General features: G+C 68.8%; 15 protein-coding genes. 6 read left to right on the forward strand and 9 right to left on the reverse strand.

Annotation, left to right across the window (positions count from 1 at the left end; all coding sequences use genetic code 11):
* The first annotated feature begins 40 nt into the window (after positions 1 to 40).
* The 5 genes from ETD86_RS03030 (at position 41) to ETD86_RS03050 (ending at position 6,770) form a co-directional block, all read left to right on the forward strand.
* Positions 41 to 1,360, forward strand: coding sequence for an ABC transporter substrate-binding protein (locus ETD86_RS03030; RefSeq protein WP_138664526.1), 1,320 nt, complete (start codon positions 41 to 43; stop codon positions 1,358 to 1,360).
* Entirely contained in the window at positions 1,357 to 2,316 is a 960-nt protein-coding gene (locus ETD86_RS03035; RefSeq protein WP_138664527.1) for a carbohydrate ABC transporter permease, read from the forward strand. The genes ETD86_RS03030 and ETD86_RS03035 overlap by 4 nt, the downstream gene beginning before the upstream one ends.
* Complete coding sequence (locus tag ETD86_RS03040; RefSeq protein ID WP_211369795.1) at positions 2,313 to 3,176, forward strand: carbohydrate ABC transporter permease; 864 nt, start codon at positions 2,313 to 2,315, stop codon at positions 3,174 to 3,176. Before ETD86_RS03035 ends, ETD86_RS03040 begins: the two co-directional genes overlap by 4 nt.
* Positions 3,177 to 3,212: 36 nt before the next feature.
* Positions 3,213 to 5,462 carry an FAD-dependent oxidoreductase gene (locus ETD86_RS03045; RefSeq protein ID WP_138664528.1) on the forward strand — a complete coding sequence of 750 codons (2,250 nt, stop codon included), beginning with the start codon at positions 3,213 to 3,215 and terminating at the stop codon, positions 5,460 to 5,462.
* A 243-nt stretch (positions 5,463 to 5,705) separates the two neighbouring features.
* Positions 5,706 to 6,770: an SGNH/GDSL hydrolase family protein gene (locus tag ETD86_RS03050; protein ID WP_138664529.1), complete on the forward strand. Its 1,065-nt coding sequence runs from the start codon at positions 5,706 to 5,708 to the stop codon at positions 6,768 to 6,770.
* A gap of 178 nt (positions 6,771 to 6,948) precedes the next feature.
* Here the strand turns inward: ETD86_RS03050 and ETD86_RS03055 are convergent, their stop codons facing one another.
* Both ETD86_RS03055 and ETD86_RS03060 read right to left on the reverse strand, forming a co-directional pair.
* Complete coding sequence (locus ETD86_RS03055) at positions 6,949 to 7,494, reverse strand: dihydrofolate reductase family protein (protein WP_138664530.1); 546 nt, start codon at positions 7,492 to 7,494, stop codon at positions 6,949 to 6,951.
* On the reverse strand, positions 7,491 to 8,081 hold the full coding sequence (locus ETD86_RS03060) for an NADPH-dependent FMN reductase (protein WP_138664531.1): 591 nt from the start codon (positions 8,079 to 8,081) through the stop codon (positions 7,491 to 7,493). Before ETD86_RS03060 ends, ETD86_RS03055 begins: the two co-directional genes overlap by 4 nt.
* A gap of 72 nt (positions 8,082 to 8,153) precedes the next feature.
* Here ETD86_RS03060 and ETD86_RS03065 point away from each other — a divergent pair, with 72 nt between their 5' ends.
* A complete protein-coding gene (locus tag ETD86_RS03065; protein WP_138664532.1) occupies positions 8,154 to 11,264 on the forward strand; it encodes an AfsR/SARP family transcriptional regulator in 3,111 nt (1,036 codons plus the stop codon).
* A 610-nt stretch (positions 11,265 to 11,874) separates the two neighbouring features.
* Here ETD86_RS03065 and ETD86_RS03070 read toward each other — a convergent pair.
* The 7 genes from ETD86_RS03070 to ETD86_RS03100 form a co-directional block, all read right to left on the reverse strand.
* On the reverse strand, positions 11,875 to 13,509 hold the full coding sequence (locus ETD86_RS03070; protein WP_138664533.1) for a CotH kinase family protein: 1,635 nt from the start codon (positions 13,507 to 13,509) through the stop codon (positions 11,875 to 11,877).
* A 9-nt stretch (positions 13,510 to 13,518) separates the two neighbouring features.
* Positions 13,519 to 14,196 carry a DUF4956 domain-containing protein gene (locus ETD86_RS03075; RefSeq protein WP_138664534.1) on the reverse strand — a complete coding sequence of 226 codons (678 nt, stop codon included), beginning with the start codon at positions 14,194 to 14,196 and terminating at the stop codon, positions 13,519 to 13,521.
* A 6-nt stretch (positions 14,197 to 14,202) separates the two neighbouring features.
* Positions 14,203 to 15,102, reverse strand: coding sequence for a polyphosphate polymerase domain-containing protein (locus tag ETD86_RS03080; protein ID WP_138664535.1), 900 nt, complete (start codon positions 15,100 to 15,102; stop codon positions 14,203 to 14,205).
* A gap of 90 nt (positions 15,103 to 15,192) precedes the next feature.
* On the reverse strand, positions 15,193 to 16,650 hold the full coding sequence (locus tag ETD86_RS03085; RefSeq protein ID WP_211369796.1) for a sensor histidine kinase: 1,458 nt from the start codon (positions 16,648 to 16,650) through the stop codon (positions 15,193 to 15,195).
* Complete coding sequence (locus ETD86_RS03090; RefSeq protein ID WP_138664536.1) at positions 16,647 to 17,348, reverse strand: response regulator transcription factor; 702 nt, start codon at positions 17,346 to 17,348, stop codon at positions 16,647 to 16,649. The genes ETD86_RS03085 and ETD86_RS03090 overlap by 4 nt, the downstream gene beginning before the upstream one ends.
* A 148-nt stretch (positions 17,349 to 17,496) precedes the next feature.
* A complete protein-coding gene (locus ETD86_RS03095; RefSeq protein WP_138664537.1) occupies positions 17,497 to 19,593 on the reverse strand; it encodes an ArnT family glycosyltransferase in 2,097 nt (698 codons plus the stop codon).
* Between the two features lie 7 nt (positions 19,594 to 19,600).
* Positions 19,601 to 20,851: a bifunctional glycosyltransferase family 2/GtrA family protein gene (locus ETD86_RS03100; RefSeq protein WP_138664538.1), complete on the reverse strand. Its 1,251-nt coding sequence runs from the start codon at positions 20,849 to 20,851 to the stop codon at positions 19,601 to 19,603.
* Positions 20,852 to 21,021: the final 170 nt, after the last annotated feature.

A 21,021-nucleotide genomic window follows, 5' to 3' on the forward strand; every position in this document is an offset into this window, starting at 1 on the left:
TCCCCTCCCACGAATCGCGCGTCCCACAAAGGAGCCTGATGTGATCGGCACACCCCTCTCCCGGCGTACCGTCCTGAAAGCGGCCGCCGGTGCCGCCGGGATCGCTGTCCTTGCCGCCTGCGGCAAGGACGGCGGCAGCACCTCCACAACCGGCGGGGCCCTCAACGTGTGGGGCGGCGTCCCGCCCGAGAGCGGCCCGAACGCCATGATCGAGGCCTTCCAGAAGCAACACCCCGGCATCACGGTCACCTACACCCGGTACGTCAACGACGACCAGGGCAAACTCAAGCTCGACACGTCGCTGCAGGGTGGCGTGCCGATCGACGTGTTCTTCTCGTACGACAACCCCACCCTCGGCAAGCGAGTCCAGGCGGGGCTGACCGCCGACCTCACCGGCCGGGTGAAGAACGACTCCGGCCTGGCGCAGTTCGGGCCGGACGCGTCCCCGACGGCGAACCTCGTGTACGACGGCAAGATCTACTCTGTGCCGGCGCAGAAGGCGCCCACGTTGATCTTCGCCAACGACACGATGTTGTCGGAGGCCGGCATCACCATCCCCGACGGCTGGGACATCAACGACTATCGCGACGTGGCGAAGAAGCTCAGCAAGGCCGGCAAGGTGTTCGGGACGTTCAGCACGCCGCCGATCCACCGGTACACCCTGGGCCCGGACTACTACTACAGCGAGGATGGCAAGTCCTCGTCGTTCAGCGATCCGGCGTGGCGGCAATACCTCGAACTCGCCCTGGCGATGCAAGAGGAAGGCAGTGTGCTGCCGCGGCGGACGATCATTGCCGAGAAGCTGCAGACCTTCAGCCACGGACCGCTGCTGACAGGCCGGGTGGCGATGCTGCCGGGGCAGGTTTTCGTCCTGCGCTACATCAGCGACCTGGAGGAGTTCCCGCACGACTTCAAGGTCCGCGCCCTGCCGAACCCCGCGCCCGTCAAGGGCCAGGAGTTCTGGAACGACGGACCGATCGGTGACCACATCTCGATCAGCGCCAAGTCCAAGCAGCAGGACGCGGCGTGGTCGTTCGTGTCGTTCTGGATGAACAACAGCCACCTCATGACCAAGGGCGGCAGGCTGCCGTCGATCCTCGACCCGAGCAAGCAGTCCCAGACGATCGCGGATCTGCTCGGCCCGGAGCGCGACAAGCTGTACGACGTCGCGTCGTTCGAGAAGGTGATCTTCGGGACTGAGTACAAATTCCCCGTCGACACCATCACCACGGCGTCCAACCAGGTCGACACCATCTACAAGAAGCTCCATGACCAGGTGCTGCTCGGCCAGATCACGGTCGACCAGATGCTGGCGCAGGCGACCAAGGAGGCCGACGAGGCCATAAAGGCGGCAGGGTGAGCTCCAGCACAACCCAGGCACCCGTGGCGCGAGCCGTGGCAAGCACCGGCGGGCAGGGTGGTGACACCCGCGAGTCGCTGAGTGCGGCCGGCCGCGTCGGCTGGCTGTTCATCACCCCGAACCTGGTCGGCTTCCTGGCCTTCACGCTGCTGCCGCTGCTGGCGGCGATCGCCATCGCGTTCACCAGTTGGAACGTGGTGTCCGGCTACTCCGGCATCACCTTCGTCGGTCTTGCGAACTTCGCGGAGGCACTCGGGGACGGCGCGCTGTGGGCGGCCGTCGGCCGCACCCTCCTCTACGCGGGCATCGGGGTTCCGGCGACGATGATGGGCGGGCTCGGCCTGGCCATGCTGCTCAACCGCGACATCGCCGGCCGCACCCTCCTGCGGGTGGTGTTCTTCCTGCCGCACGTGGTGTCCTCGGTCGCGATCGGCCTGGTGTGGCTGCTGCTCCTCAACCCCGACAGCGGTCCGGTCAACGCCGGGCTGCGGGCGATCGGCATCGACGCCCCACCGGCCTGGCTGGTCTCCGAGACGTGGGGTCTGCCATCACTGGTGCTGATCGCCGTGTGGTCGGCCATCGGCTACAACGCCGTCATCTACCTGTCGGCGCTGCAGGCCTTGCCGGTCGACCTGTACGAGGCGGCGGCGATAGACGGCGCCAACGCCTTCCGGCGGTTCACCACGGTGACCTGGCCGGCGCTGATGCCCACCACCACGTTCCTGGCGATCACGATGACGATCAGCCAGTCACAGGGCTTCGGCCTGATCACGTTCCTGACCCAAGGCGGACCGGGCGAAGCAACGACGACCGTGTCGTACTTCATGTACCAGCAAGGGTTCCAGTTCTACCGGTTCGGCTACGCCGCCGCCGTAGGAATGATCAGCTTTGTCGGGGTCCTGCTGCTGACGTCATTCTTCTGGCGGTTCCAGAAGGGACGAGGGCTGTACACGTGAGCACTCTGCAGACGGCCGGTATGCGCCACCGCCGGTGGCGGCGCCACGGCGGCAAACTGGGCGCCTCGCTGCTGGCGTGGGCGCTGGCGCTGCTGTTCGTGGTGCCGTTCCTCTGGATGTTGTCGTCGTCGCTCAAACGCAACATCGACGTGTTCTCGCTACCCATCAGCTGGCTCCCCGACCCGGTGCACTGGGCCAACTACGCCGACGTGTGGATCGGCGAGAAGTCGATGGTCACCTACTACGCCAACTCGCTGATCGTGACGCTGACCGGCGTGGCCGGAGACCTGACGACGTCGGCGATGGCCGGCTACGCGTTCGCGCGGCTGAAGTTCCGCGGCCGGGACAAGATCTTCCTGCTGTACCTCGCGACGGCGATCATTCCGGCGCAACTGTTGCTCGTACCGCGGTTCATGTTCTTCCAGCAACTCGGCCTGTACGACACGCTGTGGGCGTTGATCCTGCCGGGGGTGTTCACCGTGTACGGCACGTTCCTCCTGCGGCAGGCGTTCGCCGCGGCACCGGACGCGCTCGGCGAGGCCGCCCGGATCGACGGCGCCAACGAATGGCAGGTGTTCTGGCGGGTGTACCTGCCGCTGGTGCGGCCGATGCTGGCGGCGCTGGCCATCATCAGCTTCGTCAGCACCTGGAACGACTACGAGACCCCGCTGGTGATGCTGACCACCCCGAGCAACTTCACCATCCCGCTGGGCCTGACCACCTTCGCGGACTCCGAGGGCGGCATCTCCGCCGGTCTCGCGATGGCCGCGGCGGTGTCGGCGCTGGTCCCGGTCGCCACGGCGTTCGTGCTCTTCCAGCGCCAGTTCGTGGCGGCGCTGGCCCACTCCGGGATCAAGTAGAGCCACACCAACCACCGCAGCGAGATAGGACAGCTCATGCGACACGAGGTCATGACCTCGGACATCACGGTCGTCGGCGGCGGTCTCGCCGGAGTGTGCGCGGCGATCGCCGCCGCGCGTCTCGGCCGCCGGGTCGCGCTGGTCACCAACCGGCCGGTGCTGGGCGGCAACTCCAGCAGCGAAGTACGGGTGTGGGTGTGCGGCGCCACCGGCCATGGCGTGCACCACTTCGCCCGCGAAGGCGGCGTCATGGGGGAACTGCTGGTCGAGAACCAGTACCGCAACCCGGAAGGCAACCCGTACTACTGGGATCTGGTGGTGCTCGACGCGGTCCGCGCCGAGCCGAACATCACGCTGTTCCTCAACACCGACGTCCGCGAGGTCGCCGCCGGCGGCCCCGGCGACGCCCGCCGCATCGACTCGGTGACCGGCTGGATGATGGGCTCGGAGCGGCTGATCCGGTTCGACAGCCCGCTGTACCTCGACTGCACCGGCGACGGCCTGGTAGGCCACCTCGCCGAGGCGAGGTACCGGATCGGCAGGGAGGCCCGATCGGAGTACGGCGAGCCGTGGGCGCCCGAGGTCGCCGACGACATCACCCTCGGCAGCACGCTGCTGTTCTACACGAAGGACACCGGCGAACCGACGCGGTATGTGCCGCCGCGCTTCGCCAAGGACATCACCGCCACGCCGATCCCCGAACACCGGATCATCCGGGCCGGCGACAACGGCTGCGCGTACTGGTGGATCGAGTGGGGCGGCGAGCTCGACACGGTGCACGACAACGAGCGCATCCGCGACGAGTTGTGGTCCGTCATCTACGGCATCTGGGACTACATCAAGAACCACGGCACGTTCGACGCCGACATGATGAGCCTGGAATGGGTCGGTGCGTTGCCCGGCAAACGGGAGTACCGCCGGTTCGTCGGCGACCACACCCTCACCCAGCACGACATCATCGACCAGGTCGAGTTCGACGACCGGGTCGCCTTCGGCGGCTGGTCGATCGACCTGCACCCGCCCGGCGGCATGTACGCCACCGAAGCCGGCTCGAAACACCTGTACTCCACCGGCGTGTACCACGTGCCCTATCGCAGCCTCTACTCCGTGAACTGCACGAACATGCTGATGGCGGGCCGCGACATTTCCGCCAGCCACGTCGCGTTCGGCTCCACCCGGGTGATGGCGACGTGCGGCACCCTCGGGGAGGCCGCCGGCACCGCCGCCGCGTTGTGCGTGCAGCGCAGGCTCAGCCCGCGGGAGCTCAGCGAGCGACACAGCGGCGACCTGGTGCAGACGCTGCTGCGGCAGGACGGCTCGATCATCGGCCTGGCCGCGCACGACCCGGCCGACCTGGCCGCCGCCGCGTCCGTGACCGCGTCGTCGTACATCCGGTCGCCGGCGTTGCGGCCCAATGGTGAGACCCGGGAGCTGACCAGCGACATCGCGGTCGTGGTACCGGCCGGGCCGCTGCTGGAATCGGTGTCGCTGCTGCTCAGCGGCGACGGCGAGGTGACCGTCGAGGTGTGCGCCGGCGACCGCGGCCAGAACTACGTGCCGGCTCGGCAGCTGGCGTCGGCGACCGCCACCGTGGCCGGCGACCGGCCGCAGTGGGTGCGCTTCGCCCTGGCCGGGCAGCCGATCAAGCTGCCCGAGGGCCTGCCGGTCATCGTGGTCCTGCGCAGTGTTCCGGGTGTGACCGTGCATCTGGCGGACAACACGGTCCCGGGCGTGCTGGCACTGATCAACCAGCCGGGCAAACGCTCACCGGACGACCAGATGCCGCTCGGGTCGCAGCAGGTGCTGGCCTGGCGGTCGATCCCGCTGCACCGCCGCGCGCCGGCGATCCGGCTCAGCCCCGACACCGACGCGCTCGCGCCTGCCCGGGTGCTCGACGGCTACCAGCGGCCCTATGGCAGCGGCCCGCACATGTGGTGTTCCGACCCGGCCGACGACGAGCCGTGGCTGCGACTGGACTGGCCGCAGCCGACCGTGGTGCGCCACATCGACGTGATCTTCGACGACGACGTGCACGAAGACCTCATCAACCTGCACCACCACCGCACCCCCGGCCGCGAGATGCCCACCCTGGTCCGCGACTACGTCATCGAAACCGCCGGTCCTGACGGCGGCTGGGTCGAGCAGCACGTCGAGACCGGCAACCGCCGCCGCCACCGCGTCCACGACCTGAGCGAGGCGGTGACCACCACCGCGGTACGGCTACGTCTCACCGCCACCAACGGCGCCCCGTCCGTACACGTGATCTCCCTTCGCGTGTACGCGTGACATCGGCCATCGAGTCCGTCCAGCCACGAACGAACCCGAAGGCCTTCGACAACGGTACGGACGCTCGCCGGCGGAACGCCGGGCCCGGTGTCAGGCCGGGGGCAGAACGAGCGGCCCCGCATCCGTTCGTGATGGTCGTGCCAGGCCGCGTCGAGCAGCGAAGCGACGTCCGCACTGGTCACCCTCCCGGCAATATCACATCCGGGCAGCCCATGGCGCTTTCACCACTTGGCAGGTCTCCCGATGAACATCTTCCCCAGCAAGGCTCTGCGGTCGATCCCGGCGAGCGATTCCGTCCTCACCTGGGCCGGTGCGATCGAGGTCGAGCACGCGGCGGGCTGGTCGCGAGGCTGGCGGCTGCCCCGCGGCCGGCTTCGCCTCTTCCCCGGCCGGCTTCGCCTCTTCCCCGGCCGGCGGCTGCAAGGCCATGCCCGGGCGCAGGCGGGTGTCAGGATCACGTTCGGCACCGACGCGACCGTGCTGCGCGGGCGATGCCTGTCGGCCGACGGCATCGGGCCGGTCGACCTCGTCGTGCACGGGACGGTCGTCGACGCACCCGTAGCCTCCGACGGGTCCTTTCACTTCGCCGAACTGCCGGCCGGCGAGAAGATCACGGAAATCTGGTTACCCCACGGCGGCGATTTCCGGCTGGTGGAGCTGGCCGTCGACGAGTCGGCGCGAACATGGGTGACACCGGCCACGCCTCCCCCGCGGCTCATCACCTACGGCAGCTCGATCACCCAGTGCCGCGCGGCCGCATCGCCGACGCGAACCTGGCCCGCCCTGGTCGCGCGTAACCTCGGCCTGGATCTGACCTGTCTCGGATTCGACGGTGAGTGCCACCTGGACCCGATGATCGCACGCTTGATCCGGGACCGCCCCGCCGAAGTGATCATCACCTGCCTCGGCGTCAACGTCTACGGCGCCGGCACGTTCACCAAGCGCTCGTTCCTGCCCGCGGTCCTGGGATTCGTCAGCACCGTCCGGGACGGCCACCCCCGGGTGCCGATCCTGGTCATGTCGCCGATCTTCTCCCCCAGCCGCGAGGAGCAGACCGGGCAGACCGGAATGAGCCTGGCCGAGATGCGTGCCGACATCGCCGAGGCCGTACGCCTGCTGCGCGAACACGGCGACGCGGATGTTCACCTGATCGACGGGCTCGACGTGTTCGGACCGGCCCAGGAGCACCTACTGCCGGACGGCCTGCACCCGAACGCCGCCGGCTACGCCCACATGGCCACCTCGATCACACCGCTCGTACGCGCACACCTCCACCCGCACCACCAAGCCACCGGACGGCGGCAGTGACGGTCACCTCCACGGACGTGGTGTCGGCCTGCTCGGCCAGCACCGCACCGCCGAGGCGGATGAGCGCGGCCCGGTCGGGGACGTCACCCCAGCGGGCGGACCTCGATCACCCTCCACCACGGCGTTGGCCTTCGGCGGATTCCGCTGACCCAGGCGGGTTCGCAATGATCATCCTGGTCTACTGCTCGGGCTGGTAGACCAGGATGACCAGGCCGGAGCTGAACGTCTTGCTCTCCAGCAGCTTCAGCTTGGCCTTCGACTCACGCCTGAACAGCGGCTCTCCCTCACCGAGGATGAGGGGGTGCACCCACAGGTGGTACTCGTCGAGCAGCCCGGCCTGCGACAGCGCGTCGGTCAGCTGCCCGGTGCCGTAGATGATGATGTCACCGCCCGGCTGCTGCTTGAGCTTGGTGACCTCCTCGACGAGGTTCTCGCCCCTGATGATGGTGGAGGTGCCCCAGATGTCGGCCTTCTCCAGGGTGTCGCTGACCACGTAATGGTGCATGCCGTTGATCCGGTCGGAGAACTCGTCGCTGGGCCTGGTCGGCCAGACCGACGCGAACCCCTCGTAGGTGACCCGCCCCGCCAGCAGGGCGTCCGACCTGCGCATCAGGTCCAGGGCGTACTGGGTGGCATCGTCCGTCCGGTAGTCGAACGACCAGTTCTGCGGCTCGTCGATGTAGCCGTCGAGCGTGGTGTAGGTCGAAGCGATGACTTTCCTCATTGTTCTCTCCATTGGCGATCGTTTCTGGCGTCCCGCAGCGTACGGGCCCACCATGACAGCTGGTCAAGCGTGATTCCGGCCGCCGCATGGCAGCTCGCGCCCCGTTTGGGCCAGGAGCCGTCGGCGTCGAAGAGATCCCAGTAGCAGGGCAGGCTGACCGTCTCGGTGACGGCCACCGCCCGCAGCACGGCGAAGATCTCACGGAGCTGGGCGACCGCGTGCAGGCCGCCCGACTCTCTGCCGTACGACACGAAGGCGACCGGTTTGGCCTGCCACTCCGCGTAGTACCAGTCGATGGCGGTCTTGAGCGGTGCGGGGAAGCTGTGGTTGTACTCGGGGGTCACCACCACGAAGCCGTCCGCCGCGGCCAGCCGCGGAGCCAGTGCCCGCACCTCGGCGGGCAGCTCCTCGTCCTCGTCGGTGAGGACCTGGGGCAGCCGTGCCTCGGCCAGATCGACGAGGTCGACCTCCAGCTCCCTTCGCCTGCGGGCCTGGGCGGCGAACCACTCGGCCACCGTCGGGCCGAATCTGCCGCTTCTGGTGCTACCGATGATCACCGCCACCCGCAGCCGTTCGTTGCTTGCCATGTGACTACTGTGCTGGGCGGCCCTTACCGGTTCCCTCCACCGTTCTTACCGCTCCGGCATAGGGTGGCGGTCATGCGGTTTGGGGTGCTTGGCCCGCTGATGGTGTGGGACGCGGACGGCGTGCCCGTCACGATCCGTGGGCTGAAGGTCCGCGCGATCCTGGCCGACCTGCTCCTGCACGAGGGCCGCCCGGTGTCGGCCGACCGGCTCGTCGACGACCTGTGGGGAGACGACGCCCCCGCCCATCCATCGGCCACGCTGCAGGTCAGGGTCTCGCAGCTGCGCAAGGCGCTGGGCGATCGGAACCTCGTGGCGCACCGGCCCGCGGGCTACCTGCTGCAGGTGGAGGCGGACGCCGTGGACGCGCGCCGGTTCACCGAGCTCACCAAGCAGGCCCAAGCGGCGAAAGACCCGGGAACGCGGGCCGCGCTGCTGGCCGACGCGCTGGCCCTGTGGCGGGGCCCGGCGTTCGCCGATTTCGCCGACGAGGAGTTCGCCAGGGCGGCGATCGCCCGGCTGGAGGAGCAGCGCCTGACCGCCGTGGAAGCGCACGCCGAGGCCCGACTGCAGCTGGGCGAACACGCCCTGCTCGCCGGGGAGCTGGCCGACCTGGTGGCGCGGCATCCGCTGCGTGAGCGGCTGCGTGCCGTACACCTGAAGGCCCTGTATCGGGCCGGACGGCAGAGCGAGGCGCTGGACAGCTACGCCGACCTGCGCGAACGGCTCGGAGAGGAGCTCGGTCTGGACCCCAGCCCCGAGCTGGCCGAGTTGCAGCGGGCCATCCTCGCCCAGGACCCTGACCTCGCTCCAGCGGTACGGCACGCCACCAACCTGCCCGCTCCGCTCACCGAGCTGATCGGACGGGACGAGTCATTGGCCGCGATATCCGCACAGCTCGGGGCGAATCGGCTGGTGACGCTCTGCGGGTCCGGCGGGGTGGGCAAGACGCGGCTGGCCGTGGAGACGGCGAGCCTGCTGCTCTCCGCCCACGCCGACGGTGTCTGGCTGGTCGAGCTGGCCTCCATGCCCCGGTCCGGCGAGGTGGCCGAGCTCGTGATGGCGGTCATGGAGATCCGCGACCCGGGCGGCGAGCCGCGTTCGGCACGCGACCGGCTGGCGCGTGCGCTGCGCAACCGGCGGGTGCTGCTGGTGCTGGACAACTGCGAGCACGTCGTGGACCAGGTGGCGGACCTGGCGGAGGCGTTGCTGCGGGCCGCGCCGGAACTCCGAATCCTGGCGACGAGCAGGGAGCCGCTGGCGCTGCCTGGCGAGGTGGTGTGGAACGTGCCGCCGCTGGAGCAGGACAGCGCGGTCCGGTTGTTCGCGGCCAGGGCGGCGGCCGCGCAGAGCGATTTCCGGCTCGACGACTCGACCGCCCCCGCCGTCTCGTTGCTGTGCAGGCGGCTGGACGGGATCCCGCTGGCGCTGGAGCTGGCCGCCACCAGGGTGCGGGCGCTGGGCGTGGACGGCCTGGTGGAGCGGCTGGACGACCGCTTCAGGCTGCTGGCGACCGGGCATCGGGGTGCGCCTCCCCGCCAGAAGACGCTGACCGCCATGATCGACTGGAGCTGGGAGCTGCTGACCAAGCAGGAGCGGCTCGTGCTGCGCCGCCTGGCCGTACACGCCGACGGGTGCATCCTGGAGGCGGCGGAGGCCGTGTGCCCCGGCGACGGCGTGGCCGCCGAGGACGTCCTCGACCTGCTCGCCCGCCTCGTCGACAGGTCGCTGGTGGCCAGGGCGGGAAACCGCTTCCGCCTGCTGGAGTCGGTCGCCGCCTACTGCGTGGAACGCATGCGAGAGGCGGGTGACCTGAATGAGGTACAGCACCGCCACCATGCTTATTACACCGATCTCGCTGAACGAGCCGCCCCCCACCTCTACGGCCCCGACCAGCGCCAGTGGCTCGGCCTGCTCGACGCGGAGGCCGCCAACCTCCGCACCGTCGTGGACGGCGCTCACCCGGAGCTGACCCTCCGTCTCGCCAATGCCCTCACCTGGTACTGGTACCTCCGCGGCCGCCTGACCGAAGCCAGTCGCTCACTCGAAACCGCCCTCACCGCGGCGGGTGGCGTGGGGCGGTCCGTGGCGATGGCGTGGCTTGTGGGCATCTCCGTTCTGAAGGGCGGGAGTGCCGAGTGGGCGGCTCGCCGGGAGCAGGCAGCGGAGGTGTTCGCCGGAGAGCTGGGCGAGCGGGCCAGGGCCGCGTGGTTCCTGGCCTTCGCGCTGGTGAACCTGGGTGAGATGGAAGCCGCTGAAGACCTGCTCGACAGGGCTCTGGAGGCCCTGCGCGCCGCGGGCGACCGGTGGGGCGAGGCGGCGGCGCTGAGCACTCGCGCCCAGTTCGCGCACGTACGCGGCGACCTGACCGCACTCGAGCGGGCTGCGACCAGAAGCGCGGAGCTGTTCGCCGAGCTCGGCGACCGATGGGGTCAACTGCAGGCATCGGGCTGGCTGGGCGGCCTGGCAGAACTGACCGGCGACACCGACCGCGCCGCCAGGCTGCACGGGGAAGGTGTGCACATGGCGGAGGAGCTGGGCCTGTGGCCGGAGGTCAGCGGTCAACTCGCCTGGCTCGGCTGGACCCACGTGCAACTGGGCGACTACGCGAAGGCCTGGAAGCTGTGCGAGCGCGCCCTCCGCCTCGCCACGGAACAGGACTACGCGGGCGGCGAGATCCTCGCCGAGATCGGCCTCGGCTGCGCCGCCCGCAGGCAGGGCGAGCTCGATCTCGCCGAGGAGCACCTCGGCAACCTGGTACGGCGGGCTAAGTCAGGAGGCGGCGCCGAGCCCCTGTACCTCTCGATGGTCCTGGTCGAACTGGGCTTCACCGCCGAGGCACGCGGCGACGCCGAGGCCGCCCGCGCCCTGCACCTGGAGGCGTACAACGCGGCACGCAAGCTCGACGCCCCGCACGGCGCGATCTCCGCCGCGGAGGGCCTGGCCGGGGCCATGGCCCTCGCGGGCGCCCACGCCCAGGCCGCCCGGCTCCTCGGCGCGGCGGCGGCGTCCCGCGAGGCCACCGCCCTCCCGCAGTCCCCAGCGGAACGTGCCGACGCCGACAGAATCGCCGCCACCTGTCGCCAGATGCTGGGCGAAGAGATCTTCACCACTCAATACACCGCCGGCCGCCACCAGACCCTGGACGAGGTCGGGCCGCATTATCGTGCGCCAGGTAGCGAGTGAGGGTTCGGCGTAGATGTGTGCTCGTTGAGGATGAGCCTCCTGTCCGGGAGTTCGCGGCGCGGGATGCCGGTGATCCTCTCGCAGCGCGCGTTCACTTTCGGGCCCTGCGGTGGGCTCTTGGGACGCGCAGGCCGGCGTCGGCGAAGACTGTGTCGAAGGCATCGGTGAACTGGCCGCCGCGGTCGCGGATCAGGAACTTCCGCTTCGTCATGTCGGTGACTGTTGTCGGAAAGATCCCCCCCATTGGGGTCGGGGTATCAGGTGCGAGAGCGCCGCCAACCACAGGCGATCGGCCGGCTCGTAACGCACCCGAGGGACCTGACGGCGCGGGACCGCGCTCTGATGCCGCAGCACCAGCAGTTCCGCCTCCTTGGAGACGCTCCTTTGTAGCAGCAGCGCGGGGCAAAGACAGCAGGCGCCGGGCTACGGCGTACACCGTAGACAGGATCATGAATCATGATCCCAGGCGACCCGGACCAGTCACTCGGTGCCGCTGAGCCCTTCCGCCCACTGGACGAAGGGCTCAGCGCTGGAAGTGATTCGAGTTCTTGAGCCCCGCGGTAAGGGGTTCTCCGGGGCCGAGCCCGGAGTACCCCTCGCCGCGAAAGTGTCAGGTGCCGCTGATCGCTTTGTCGGAGCGCAGTGCCTCGGTCCGGGTCTGCAGGAACGTGCGCAGGGTCTGCGCCTCGGCGTCGACCTTGGCGGTGTCGGCCTTCTCGTTCAGCTTGTAGGAGGCGACGAGGTCGTCGAGCAGGCCGGAGGCGGTGCCGTTGCTCAGCAGCTTGGCGTACAGGGCGCGGTACTGCTCCTCGTAGAGCTTCTTGAAGGTGGCGTTCTTGAGGAACTTCTCCTTCAGGGGGTGGCCGCCCATGCGCATCCCGCCGCCTTGTGCACGCCGCTGTTCGCCGCCCTCGGGTGGAGTGAAGCCCTGAGGCGGCTGGCCCTGCTGCTGAGGTTGCGCTTGCTGAGTCTGCGACTGCTGACCCTGCTGCTGGTTCTGCTGGGGACGTCCTCGGCCGAAGCCGCCCATCCCGATCGTGTCGTTCACGCCGCTCTTGGCGTCACCGTTGAAGGCGAGGTTGAGGTCCCAGGTGATGACCTTGAACTTCTTGGTGCCCGTGTCGTACCACAGGTAGTAGTTGCGGCCGGGGCCGGCCATGTCGTCGAAGTTGACCATGATGTTCTGCAGGGCCAGGTAGCGGGCGAACGATTCCACGTCCAAGCGGTCGGCGAGGCCCTTGGCGAACTCGGTGTCGGAGGCTTCGTTCACCCATTTGACCAAGTCGATGACCGGCTGCAGGTCCTTGCCGCCGACCTTGTTGATCTGCTTGAAGTCGGTGGTGTAATCGGTCTGGTCCTCGCCCTTGTACGTGAAGGAGCCGCTGGCCAGCGACTTGTACAGCACACCGTCGCCGAGGTTTTCCGCGTAACCCTCGTCCAGGTACTCCACCACTAGACGCGGCGTCGAGGAGCGGTCGTTGACCGTGAAGGAGCTGTACGCGGAGCCCTGGGTCGGCTCGCCGGCGGCGCCGACCAGCGAGATGCCCAGCGCCTCTTTCAGCATCGTCGTCGAGCCCATCGCGGCCGGCCGCACGGCCACCTGGCTGTGGCCCTGGTAGCGGCGGCCCTCCACGAACTCGTCGAAGCTGATCAGCCACGGCAGGTTCTCCGGCTCTTCGGCCTTGAGGGATGAGCGCATCATGCCGCCTCCGGGCGGCCCCCCATTACCTTGCGGCTGCCCGGTCTGAGGCTGTCCATTGCCAGGCGGTCGAAAGCCCTCGGGCGGTTGAAAGCCCCCGGGCATCCCTTCCGGGCGCTGCCCGCCACCCGGCATGGCCCGCTGCTTGGACTGCCCCTTCCAGGTCAGTCCCCCCAGGGTGGAGTTGCCCTTGAGTCGGACGCCCACGCTGGGGATGCGGGTGCCGTCGATGGTCAGGTCGGCTTCGACGTATTTCTTCTCGCCTTCCTTGAAGTACTCGGTCAGCATGTCCTCGTACGCCTGGTCGGTGAAGGTGAGCTTCACCTCGTGCGCCACGGAGGCGTCGAACAGGTCCTTGGTGCCGGTCAGGTTCGTGGTGACGGTCTCGGCCTCGGCAGCCTGGGCCGTGGTGACATATGGGCGGATCGTCCCACTGCCGAACACGCCCCAGCAGGCGGCCAGGAACGCCACGCACAGCGCGACCAGTTTCCAGTTGTGCCGGAGTTTGACCGGGATGCGGTGCTTGAGCTGCTTGGACTGTGCCATGTGCCGGGCCTACAGGTCGGTCTGGTCGTATCCGGTCAGGACGGTGACCGACTGGCCGTGGTTGCGTTCGCGCAGGGCGGCGATCAGGTCAGCGGGCTCGCCACCCTTCTTGATCTTGACCGTGTACATCAGCTCGGTCAGCGCGCCCGCCCTGATCGACTCCATGCTCACCAGCTCGAACTCGTCGGTGTGCCGAATGAGCACGTCCTGGATCGAGGCGGTGAAGTCCTCGTCCGACGGGACCTGGACCTTGACGACCTGGCGGCGCACGTTGAGCTGGAACCAGTTGAACCGGTGCATGATCATGATGATCAGCGAGATCGCCACGGCGGCGACGATGCCCAGCAGGTAGAAGCGAGTGCCGACGGCCATGCCGACGCCCATCACCAGGAAGATGAACCCGACGTCGCGGGTCTCCTTGATGGCGTTGCGGAAACGCACCACCGACAGCGCGCCGACGAGGGCGAACGCGCGGGCGATGTTCGAGCCGACGACCAGCATGATCAGCGAGATCAGCATGCCGAGGATGACCAGCGTCTGCACGTACGACTGGCTGTAGGAGACGTTGCGGTGCGTCGCCCGGTAGACCCAGCCGATCATCGCGCTGAGCACGAACGACAGGGACATCGCGATCGCGATGTCAGCCACGCTGAACGTGCCGGACAGGTCCTGGAAGGAGAAGTCCATGGGGGGTCATGCCTCCGAGAGAATGGTCGGCCGGGGACGGCCGAGATCGAGGTCGTGGTCCGGAATGTGGAAGATCGAACGCGGGGCCAGCCCGTGGGCCTCCACGCTCTGGCAGTACTTGGAGACCCGCACCACCTGCAGGTTCCGCTTGGCGGTCAGGTCGGTCAGCCAGTACGGCACGCGGTCGTTGGCCTTGACCTCCACGATCGCCTTGCGGGCAGGGACGATGAGCCGGTTGTCGGTGTCGGCGCCGAGGTGGAAGTCTCGGTCCCGGCCGCGGATGCGGTGGTCGAAGGTGACGCGCAGCCCCACGTCGGCGTCGCGGCCCATGTACGCGTGCCGCTGGTAGCCGGTCATCGCGACGGCCCGCAGGTCCAGACGCAGCACCAGGTCGAGCACCTCTTCCAGGAAGGCTCGCTGAGAAGGCTCGTGCTCGACCATCTGCCGTCCGTTACACAGCAGCAGCGCGTCCCGGTACGGCAGGCGCACCCGGCGCTTCTGCGTGACCCGGTTGACCCGCTGCTTGATCTCGACGTACACCGGCGTGTCGTCCTGCACGGCGAACCTGTCGCCGTAGTGGCGCACCCGCAGCTTCCTGCGGAACTTCAGGCCCTCGATCTTCTCCCAGTAGAAGCGCAGCTGCCGGGTGTCGTAGTAGACGCTCCAGATGCCGTAGCCCTGGTCACCGCTGTGACGGTCGCGATCAAGCCGCTGCTCGATCTCCTCCCTGAGCGCCACCGCCTCCGACGCGTCCACGAGGTACTTGATCTCGTACCGGTTGAACGCGTGCAGCTTGCTCGGGGCCCGCAGCCGGTGACCTTGGTCACCGTCCATCTCCACGCCGGACACTGGCTGATCGCTGCTGCCAGCTGCGGAAACGGCTGGTTTGCGGAACCTTTTCAGCATGTCCCTCCTTTCGTCAGCACACATCTGACAGCACGAAGCTGGGAATAGTGTGTGAATCGTGTCTGACCTGGAGATGAACAGCTGGTGCGCTCAGCCGTCCTGAGGCTGCTCAAGCGGTAGAAGAACGCGGAAGGTGGTGCCGCGGCCTGGAGTGCTCGTCACCTCGATCCGGCCGCCGTGTACCTGTACGAGCGCCGCGGCGATGGCCAGGCCCAGGCCCGTTCCGCCGCTGTCGCGCGAGCGGCCCGCGTCAGCCCGGTAGAAGCGGTCGAACAGGTGCGGCAGGTGCGCGGGATCGATGCCCTGCCCCTCGTCGCTCACCTCGATCAGCGCGGCTCTGACATGGGGGACGGGCCCGGAACCGGCGTGCACGACCCCGGGAGCGGCGACCCCGGCGACTGCGCGCAGGCCGACTTTGACACGTATCTCCGCACCCGAAGGGGTGTGCTGTATAGCGTTGCCGACCAGGTTGGCGATGACCTGGTGCAGGCGGTGTTCGTCGCCGAGCACGAACACCGGCTCATCGGAGACGATCAGCCGGATCGGCCGCTCGCGCTCGCGGGCTCGGGCGGCATGCACCACGTCCCCGGCCAGCACGTGCAGGTCCACGACGCTGGGCTCCAGCGTGGGCTCCTGGTCCATCCGGGCCAGCAGCAGCATGTCCTCCACCAGGACGCCCATGCGTGCGGCCTCGGCCTCGATCCTGCGCAGCAGCCGCTCGGCCGCCGGGTCTCTGGGGCCCTGGCCGTGGTGGTAGAGCTCGGCGAAGCCCCGGATGGAGGTGAGCGGCGTGCGAAGTTCGTGGGAGGCGTCGGCGACGAAATGACGCAGTCGCCGTTCGGAGCGCTCGAACTCGCGTAGCGCGGTCGCCAGGCGCTCCAGCATGATGTTGAGCGCCCTGCCGAGCCGTCCCGTCTCGGTGTTCGGGTCGGTGTCGCTGACCCTGCGGTCGATGTCTCCGCCCGCGATGGCCTCGGCGGTACGCTCCATGCGGGTGAGCGGGCGCAGCCCCAGCCGGACCACGGCGAGAGCGAGTGTGCCGAGCAGCAGCAGCACCAGGCCGCCCACCGCCACCTCGATGACCAGGATCTGGTGCACGGTCGCCTGGTTGGGCTCCAGCGACATCGACACCGCCATGCGGCTGCCGTCGGGCAGGCTCTTCACCAGCACGCGCCACTGTTCCGGCCCCGTCCTGGCGGACACGTTGACCGGACCTCGGGGGGGTGTGGAGATCACTGTGGTGGGGATCGCCGGCCCGTCGGCGGTTTCGGCGGGCAGGCTGCGCAGCAGATTCCCGGAGGGACTGTAGAACGTGATCCTGAACTGCGTCGGAAGCTCGGCGGCCCGGCTCGCGTCGACCGGCGGCGGAGGGGGCACCGGGCGCCTGCCGAAGGTGGCGGCCACCTCGGTCAGCTGAGCGTCCATCTTGGTCTGCAACGAGTGGCCGAGGAGCAGCAGGCTTGCCGTAGCGAAGGCCGCCAGGCCGGCCGCGCACAGACCGAGCAGCGCAGCCAGCAGCCGATGTCGCAGGGGCCAGGCCGCTCTCACGACGGCCCCTGTAGCCGGTAGCCGACGCCGCGCAGCGTGTGGATCAGCGGCGGGCCCTCGGCGTCGATCTTCCGCCGCAGGTAGCTGATGTAGGACTCGACGATTCTGCTTTCGCCGTCGAAGTCGTAGTCCCACACGCGGTCGAGGATCTGCGCCTTGCTGACCACCCGTTCGGCATTGATCATCAGGTATTTCAGCAGGCTGAACTCGGTCGGTGACAGATGGATCGCCCGCCCGGCCCGCCGCACGGTGTGGGCCTGTTCATCGAGCTCGAGGTCCGCGTACCGCAGCACGCCGTCGTCGATCTGCTCCTCCACCGGCCGCATTCTGCGCATGATCGCCCGTAGCCGCAGCACCACCTCTTCCAGGCTGAACGGCTTGGTCACATAGTCGTCGCCACCGGCGGTCAGCCCTGTGATGCGGTCGGACACCGCGTCCTTGGCGGTCAGGAAGAGCACCATGGGGCTGTTGCCGGCTTCGCGCAGCTTGCGTGCGACCGCGAACCCGTCCAGGCCGGGCATCATCACGTCCAGCACGACGATGTCGGGTCGTTCCCGGGCCACCGCCGCCAGCGCATCGCGGCCGTCCGTGGCGGTCCGCACGGCGAAGCCATTCAGTTCAAGAGCCTCGGACAGCAGCTCGCGAATGTTCGGCTCGTCATCGACGATCAGCACTTTTGCGGCAGGTTGTTCGTTCACGACATCGTTCTACGTGCTCGCGGTAAAAGAAAGGTGTGAGTCGTCGCCCACGGCTTCCCGCGGGCGACGACCCATGATGATAGCGAGCCCCGACCTGTGTTGTGACTGCGCGTCTTGAGAACTCAGCGCAGCAGGCGAAACGTCTGTCTCACTGGCCGCACCTGTAAAGCGTCTGGGCGCCGCCGAAAGGTGACCTGGCCGAGGTGTCGCTCTGCTCGGTGCCGCCGTACTCGGCGGCGGGCACGACCGTGCACGTGCGGCTGATCCAGGTGGTACGGGACTGCGCGGCCCCTTGCCCGCCTCCCATCATCCGTTCCGGGCCGGAGCCGCTCAGGACATACCGCAGCTCGCCCGCCTTGACCCAGCGGTCGAGTTGCTCGGCGGTCGGCGCGGGATCGGATCCCATGAAGCCGCCCATGCCGATCACCGTCTCGTCGCTGTTCATGATGTACGCGGCGGTGCCCAAGGCGGAGGTGTTGATCGCGAGCTTGATGCGGGCCCCACCGGAGTGGGCGACGGCGTAGTCCAGAATCCTGCGCTGCTCGGCGGTGAGCTCGGCGCCGCCGCCCATCGGTCCACCTCCTCCGGGACGGGGGCCCGGCATCCCGCCACCGGAGGCGTCCCGACTGTCCGCGGGGCGCATCCCGCCGCCGAAGGTGTTCCGCGGGCCCGCGGTGGGATTGACGCCGTTGGCATCGGCCTGCCCGAAGGCGTAGGCGAGCGACCACGTCGCCGGAGCCAGCAATGAGGGGATGAGCACGGCCGCCGCGACGGCCGGCCCTGTACGGGTGCCGCGCCTACTGATGAAGAGGAAGGCGATCGCCGCGATGGCCACGGCGAGCACGGCGTAGCGCAGCCAGCCGTGCCATGACGTGTCCCGCGAGATCAGTACCCAGGCCCAGACCGCCGTGACGGCCACCGCCCCCATGGCCGCCACAGTGCCCCGGTGGTGGCGGGCCAGCCATACCGTTCCGGCGCCGATCAGAGCGGCCATGGCGGGCGCCAGCATCGTGGTGTAGTAGGAGTGGAAGATGCCGGAGGCGAAGCTGAAGACGACGGCGTTGACCAGCAGCCAGCCGCCCCACAGCAGCCACCCGCCGCGGTTGGCCGGCACGATGACCGCTCCCCGGCGCCTGGCCAGCATGGCGAACACGGCGGCGGCCACGACGATCAGCAGTGCGAGCGGCAGCAGCCAGCTGATCTGCCCGCCCACTACCTCGTTGAACATCCGGAACGGCCCGGAGGAACCGCCGAAACCGCCACCGAACCCGCCGCCGCCACCGCGCGGCATGGGCATGTCGCCGCCGTACGGTACGGGCGACTGACCGGACGAGCCGGGAGGCTGGAACCCTCCCGGCGGCATGGATGGCATCCCGCCACCACCAGGCATCTGCGGCATGCCGCCCGGCCCGCCCCCGCCGAAGCCGCCGCCGAAGATCCGGCCGAGTCCGTTGTACCCGAGCACGAGATCCAGGGCGGTGCCGTCCGTACTACCACCGATGTACGGCTTGTCTCCCGGCCACAGATCCACCAGCGCCACCCACCACAGCGAGCTGACCAGCAGCACTCCGCCGGCGGCGGCGAGGTCACCGATCTGCCGCCGCCAGGGCGCGGTCGTCCCGAACAGGTACGCCAGCAGGAAGGCGGGCAGGCACACCCACGCGGCCAGCATCTTGGTGGTGAACCCGCACCCGATGAGGAAGGCGGCCAGCAGCAGCCACCCGGTGGCCCGGCGCGGCGCGAGACCGGCCGACAACGCGCGCGTCATTGCATACGCGGCGGCCACCAGCAGCAGCACCAGCAGCGTGTCCGGGTTGTTGTCACGGTTGATCGCGACGGTGACCGGGGTCAGCGCGAGCACGAGGGCGGCGATCAGACCGGCGCCCTCACCAGCCCACCGGCGTACGGCACGATGCAGCAGGAAGACCGCCGCCACCCCCTCGATGATCTGGGGCAGTAGCAGCGCCCACCCGTGATAGCCGAAGATCCAGCTCGAGACGACCTGAGGCCACAGCGCCATCGGCGGCTTGTCGACCGTGACGACGCCTGCCGGGTCGAAGGAGCCGAACAGGAACGTGGTGACGCTCGCCGACATGGACTTGACCGCGGCGCTGTAATACGAGTTGCCCCAGCCCCAGGTCCACCAGGACCAGCCGTAGAGCAGCGCGGCCAGCACGCAGATCGCGATCAGCGCGTACCGGCGCCACCGAGGGGAGGCGGTGGCGGGAAGTGAGATGGCGGTCATCGGATGATCAGCTTTCAGGAGTGGCAGCCCGGCGGAAGACCCAGCCGCGCAACAGCAGGAACCGTCCGGCGGTGCCCAGCACGCAGGCGCAGATCAGCACCGTCAGCTCCAGCAGACGCGGCGGATCCGGGGTGACGGCGTGCAGGATGAGCAGCGCGCCGGAGGTCAACGCGTAATACAGGCCGAACACCACAAGCCCGAGCAGGTGCGTACGCGTGGCGGAGCCACGGGACGAGGTGAAGGTGAAACGGCGGTTGGCCTCCGTGTTGAGCACGGTGGTCAGCGTCAGGGCCAGCAGGTTCGCCGGCAGCACCGGGAGCCACATCCGCAGCAGCGCGTACAGGCCCAGATGTGCCACCGTCGACAACACCCCGATCGCCCCGAACGACGCCACCTGCCACAGCAGCCCGCCGCTGTTCGTCTCGGCCAGCGCGGCATCCGGGTGGGCGGCGCGCGGCTCGGGCCGCCGCGGCAGATCCGGTACGCGTGCCGCCCCCGACGCCTTGGCCCGGGCCACCCTGATCAGCCCTTTGATGTCGTCGACGGCAGTGGACACCACCTGCACCCTGCTGTCGACGTCCTCCACCCAGTCCACTGGAACCTCCTGCACCCGCAGCCCGTTGTGCTCGGCGAGCAGCAGCAGCTCGGTGTCGAAGAACCAGCCGTCGTCCTCGACCTTCTCCAGTAGCGGCCGGATCACCGCCGTGCGGGCGGCCTTGAACCCGCACTGCGCGTCGGTGAACCCCACCCCGTGCGTCCACCGGATCAACGCGTTGTAAGCGCGCGAGATGATCTCCCTGCGCGGCCCGCGCAACGTGCGCGCCCCGCGGGCCAGCCGCGAGCCGATCGCCACATCGGAGTGCCCGTTGACCAGCGACGCCGTCAGCGGCAACAGCGCGTCCAGACCGGTCGACAGATCGACGTCCATGTACACTACGACATCGGCCTGGCTGCGCGCCCACGCCGTCCTCAGCGCCAGCCCTCGCCCCTTGCGCTCCAGCCGCAGCAACCGCACGTCATCGCGATACCGCTCGGCCAGCTCGGCGGCCACGGCAGGGGTGCGATCGGTACTCGCATTGTCCACCACCGTGATGGTCCACCCGAAGGGGAAATACCGCTGCAGATAATCGCGGAGAACGTCGATACAACCGGGCAGAGCCCGTTCCTCGTTGTAGACGGGAACCACGATCTCCACCGTCGCGGTCAGTCCAGGAGGCAAGTAGGTGTCGCCTGGCGCAGTCACGGCATTGTCGGTCATGCGCACCACCACTCGCCCGCTCGCGAATCTGTCATGAGGCCAGGTATGGCATGCGACTGTGTGAGCAATGTGAGAGCCCATCGGCGGTCGTGCTTCACATCGCCACGGAGTCTTCATCGGGTCAGCGGTGCAGCGACAGCCTGGACTCGCTGACGCGCGGTCGGCGAGGA

The organism is Nonomuraea turkmeniaca (assembly GCF_005889735.1).
GTDB lineage: Bacteria > Actinomycetota > Actinomycetes > Streptosporangiales > Streptosporangiaceae > Nonomuraea > Nonomuraea turkmeniaca.

Excerpts from the sequence above, each read along its gene's own strand:
- ETD86_RS03065 (WP_138664532.1), top strand. The coding sequence starts at position 8,154 with ATGCGGTTTGGGGTGCTTGGCCCGCTGATGGTGTGGGACGCGGACGGC.
- ETD86_RS03100 (WP_138664538.1), bottom strand. The coding sequence starts at position 20,851 with ATGACCGACAATGCCGTGACTGCGCCAGGCGACACCTACTTGCCTCCT.
- ETD86_RS03075 (WP_138664534.1), bottom strand. The coding sequence starts at position 14,196 with ATGGACTTCTCCTTCCAGGACCTGTCCGGCACGTTCAGCGTGGCTGAC.
- ETD86_RS03055 (WP_138664530.1), bottom strand. The coding sequence starts at position 7,494 with ATGAGGAAAGTCATCGCTTCGACCTACACCACGCTCGACGGCTACATC.
- ETD86_RS03095 (WP_138664537.1), bottom strand. The coding sequence starts at position 19,593 with ATGACCGCCATCTCACTTCCCGCCACCGCCTCCCCTCGGTGGCGCCGG.
- ETD86_RS03050 (WP_138664529.1), top strand. The coding sequence starts at position 5,706 with ATGAACATCTTCCCCAGCAAGGCTCTGCGGTCGATCCCGGCGAGCGAT.
- ETD86_RS03060 (WP_138664531.1), bottom strand. The coding sequence starts at position 8,081 with ATGGCAAGCAACGAACGGCTGCGGGTGGCGGTGATCATCGGTAGCACC.
- ETD86_RS03045 (WP_138664528.1), top strand. The coding sequence starts at position 3,213 with ATGCGACACGAGGTCATGACCTCGGACATCACGGTCGTCGGCGGCGGT.
- ETD86_RS03080 (WP_138664535.1), bottom strand. The coding sequence starts at position 15,102 with ATGCTGAAAAGGTTCCGCAAACCAGCCGTTTCCGCAGCTGGCAGCAGC.
- ETD86_RS03070 (WP_138664533.1), bottom strand. The coding sequence starts at position 13,509 with ATGGCACAGTCCAAGCAGCTCAAGCACCGCATCCCGGTCAAACTCCGG.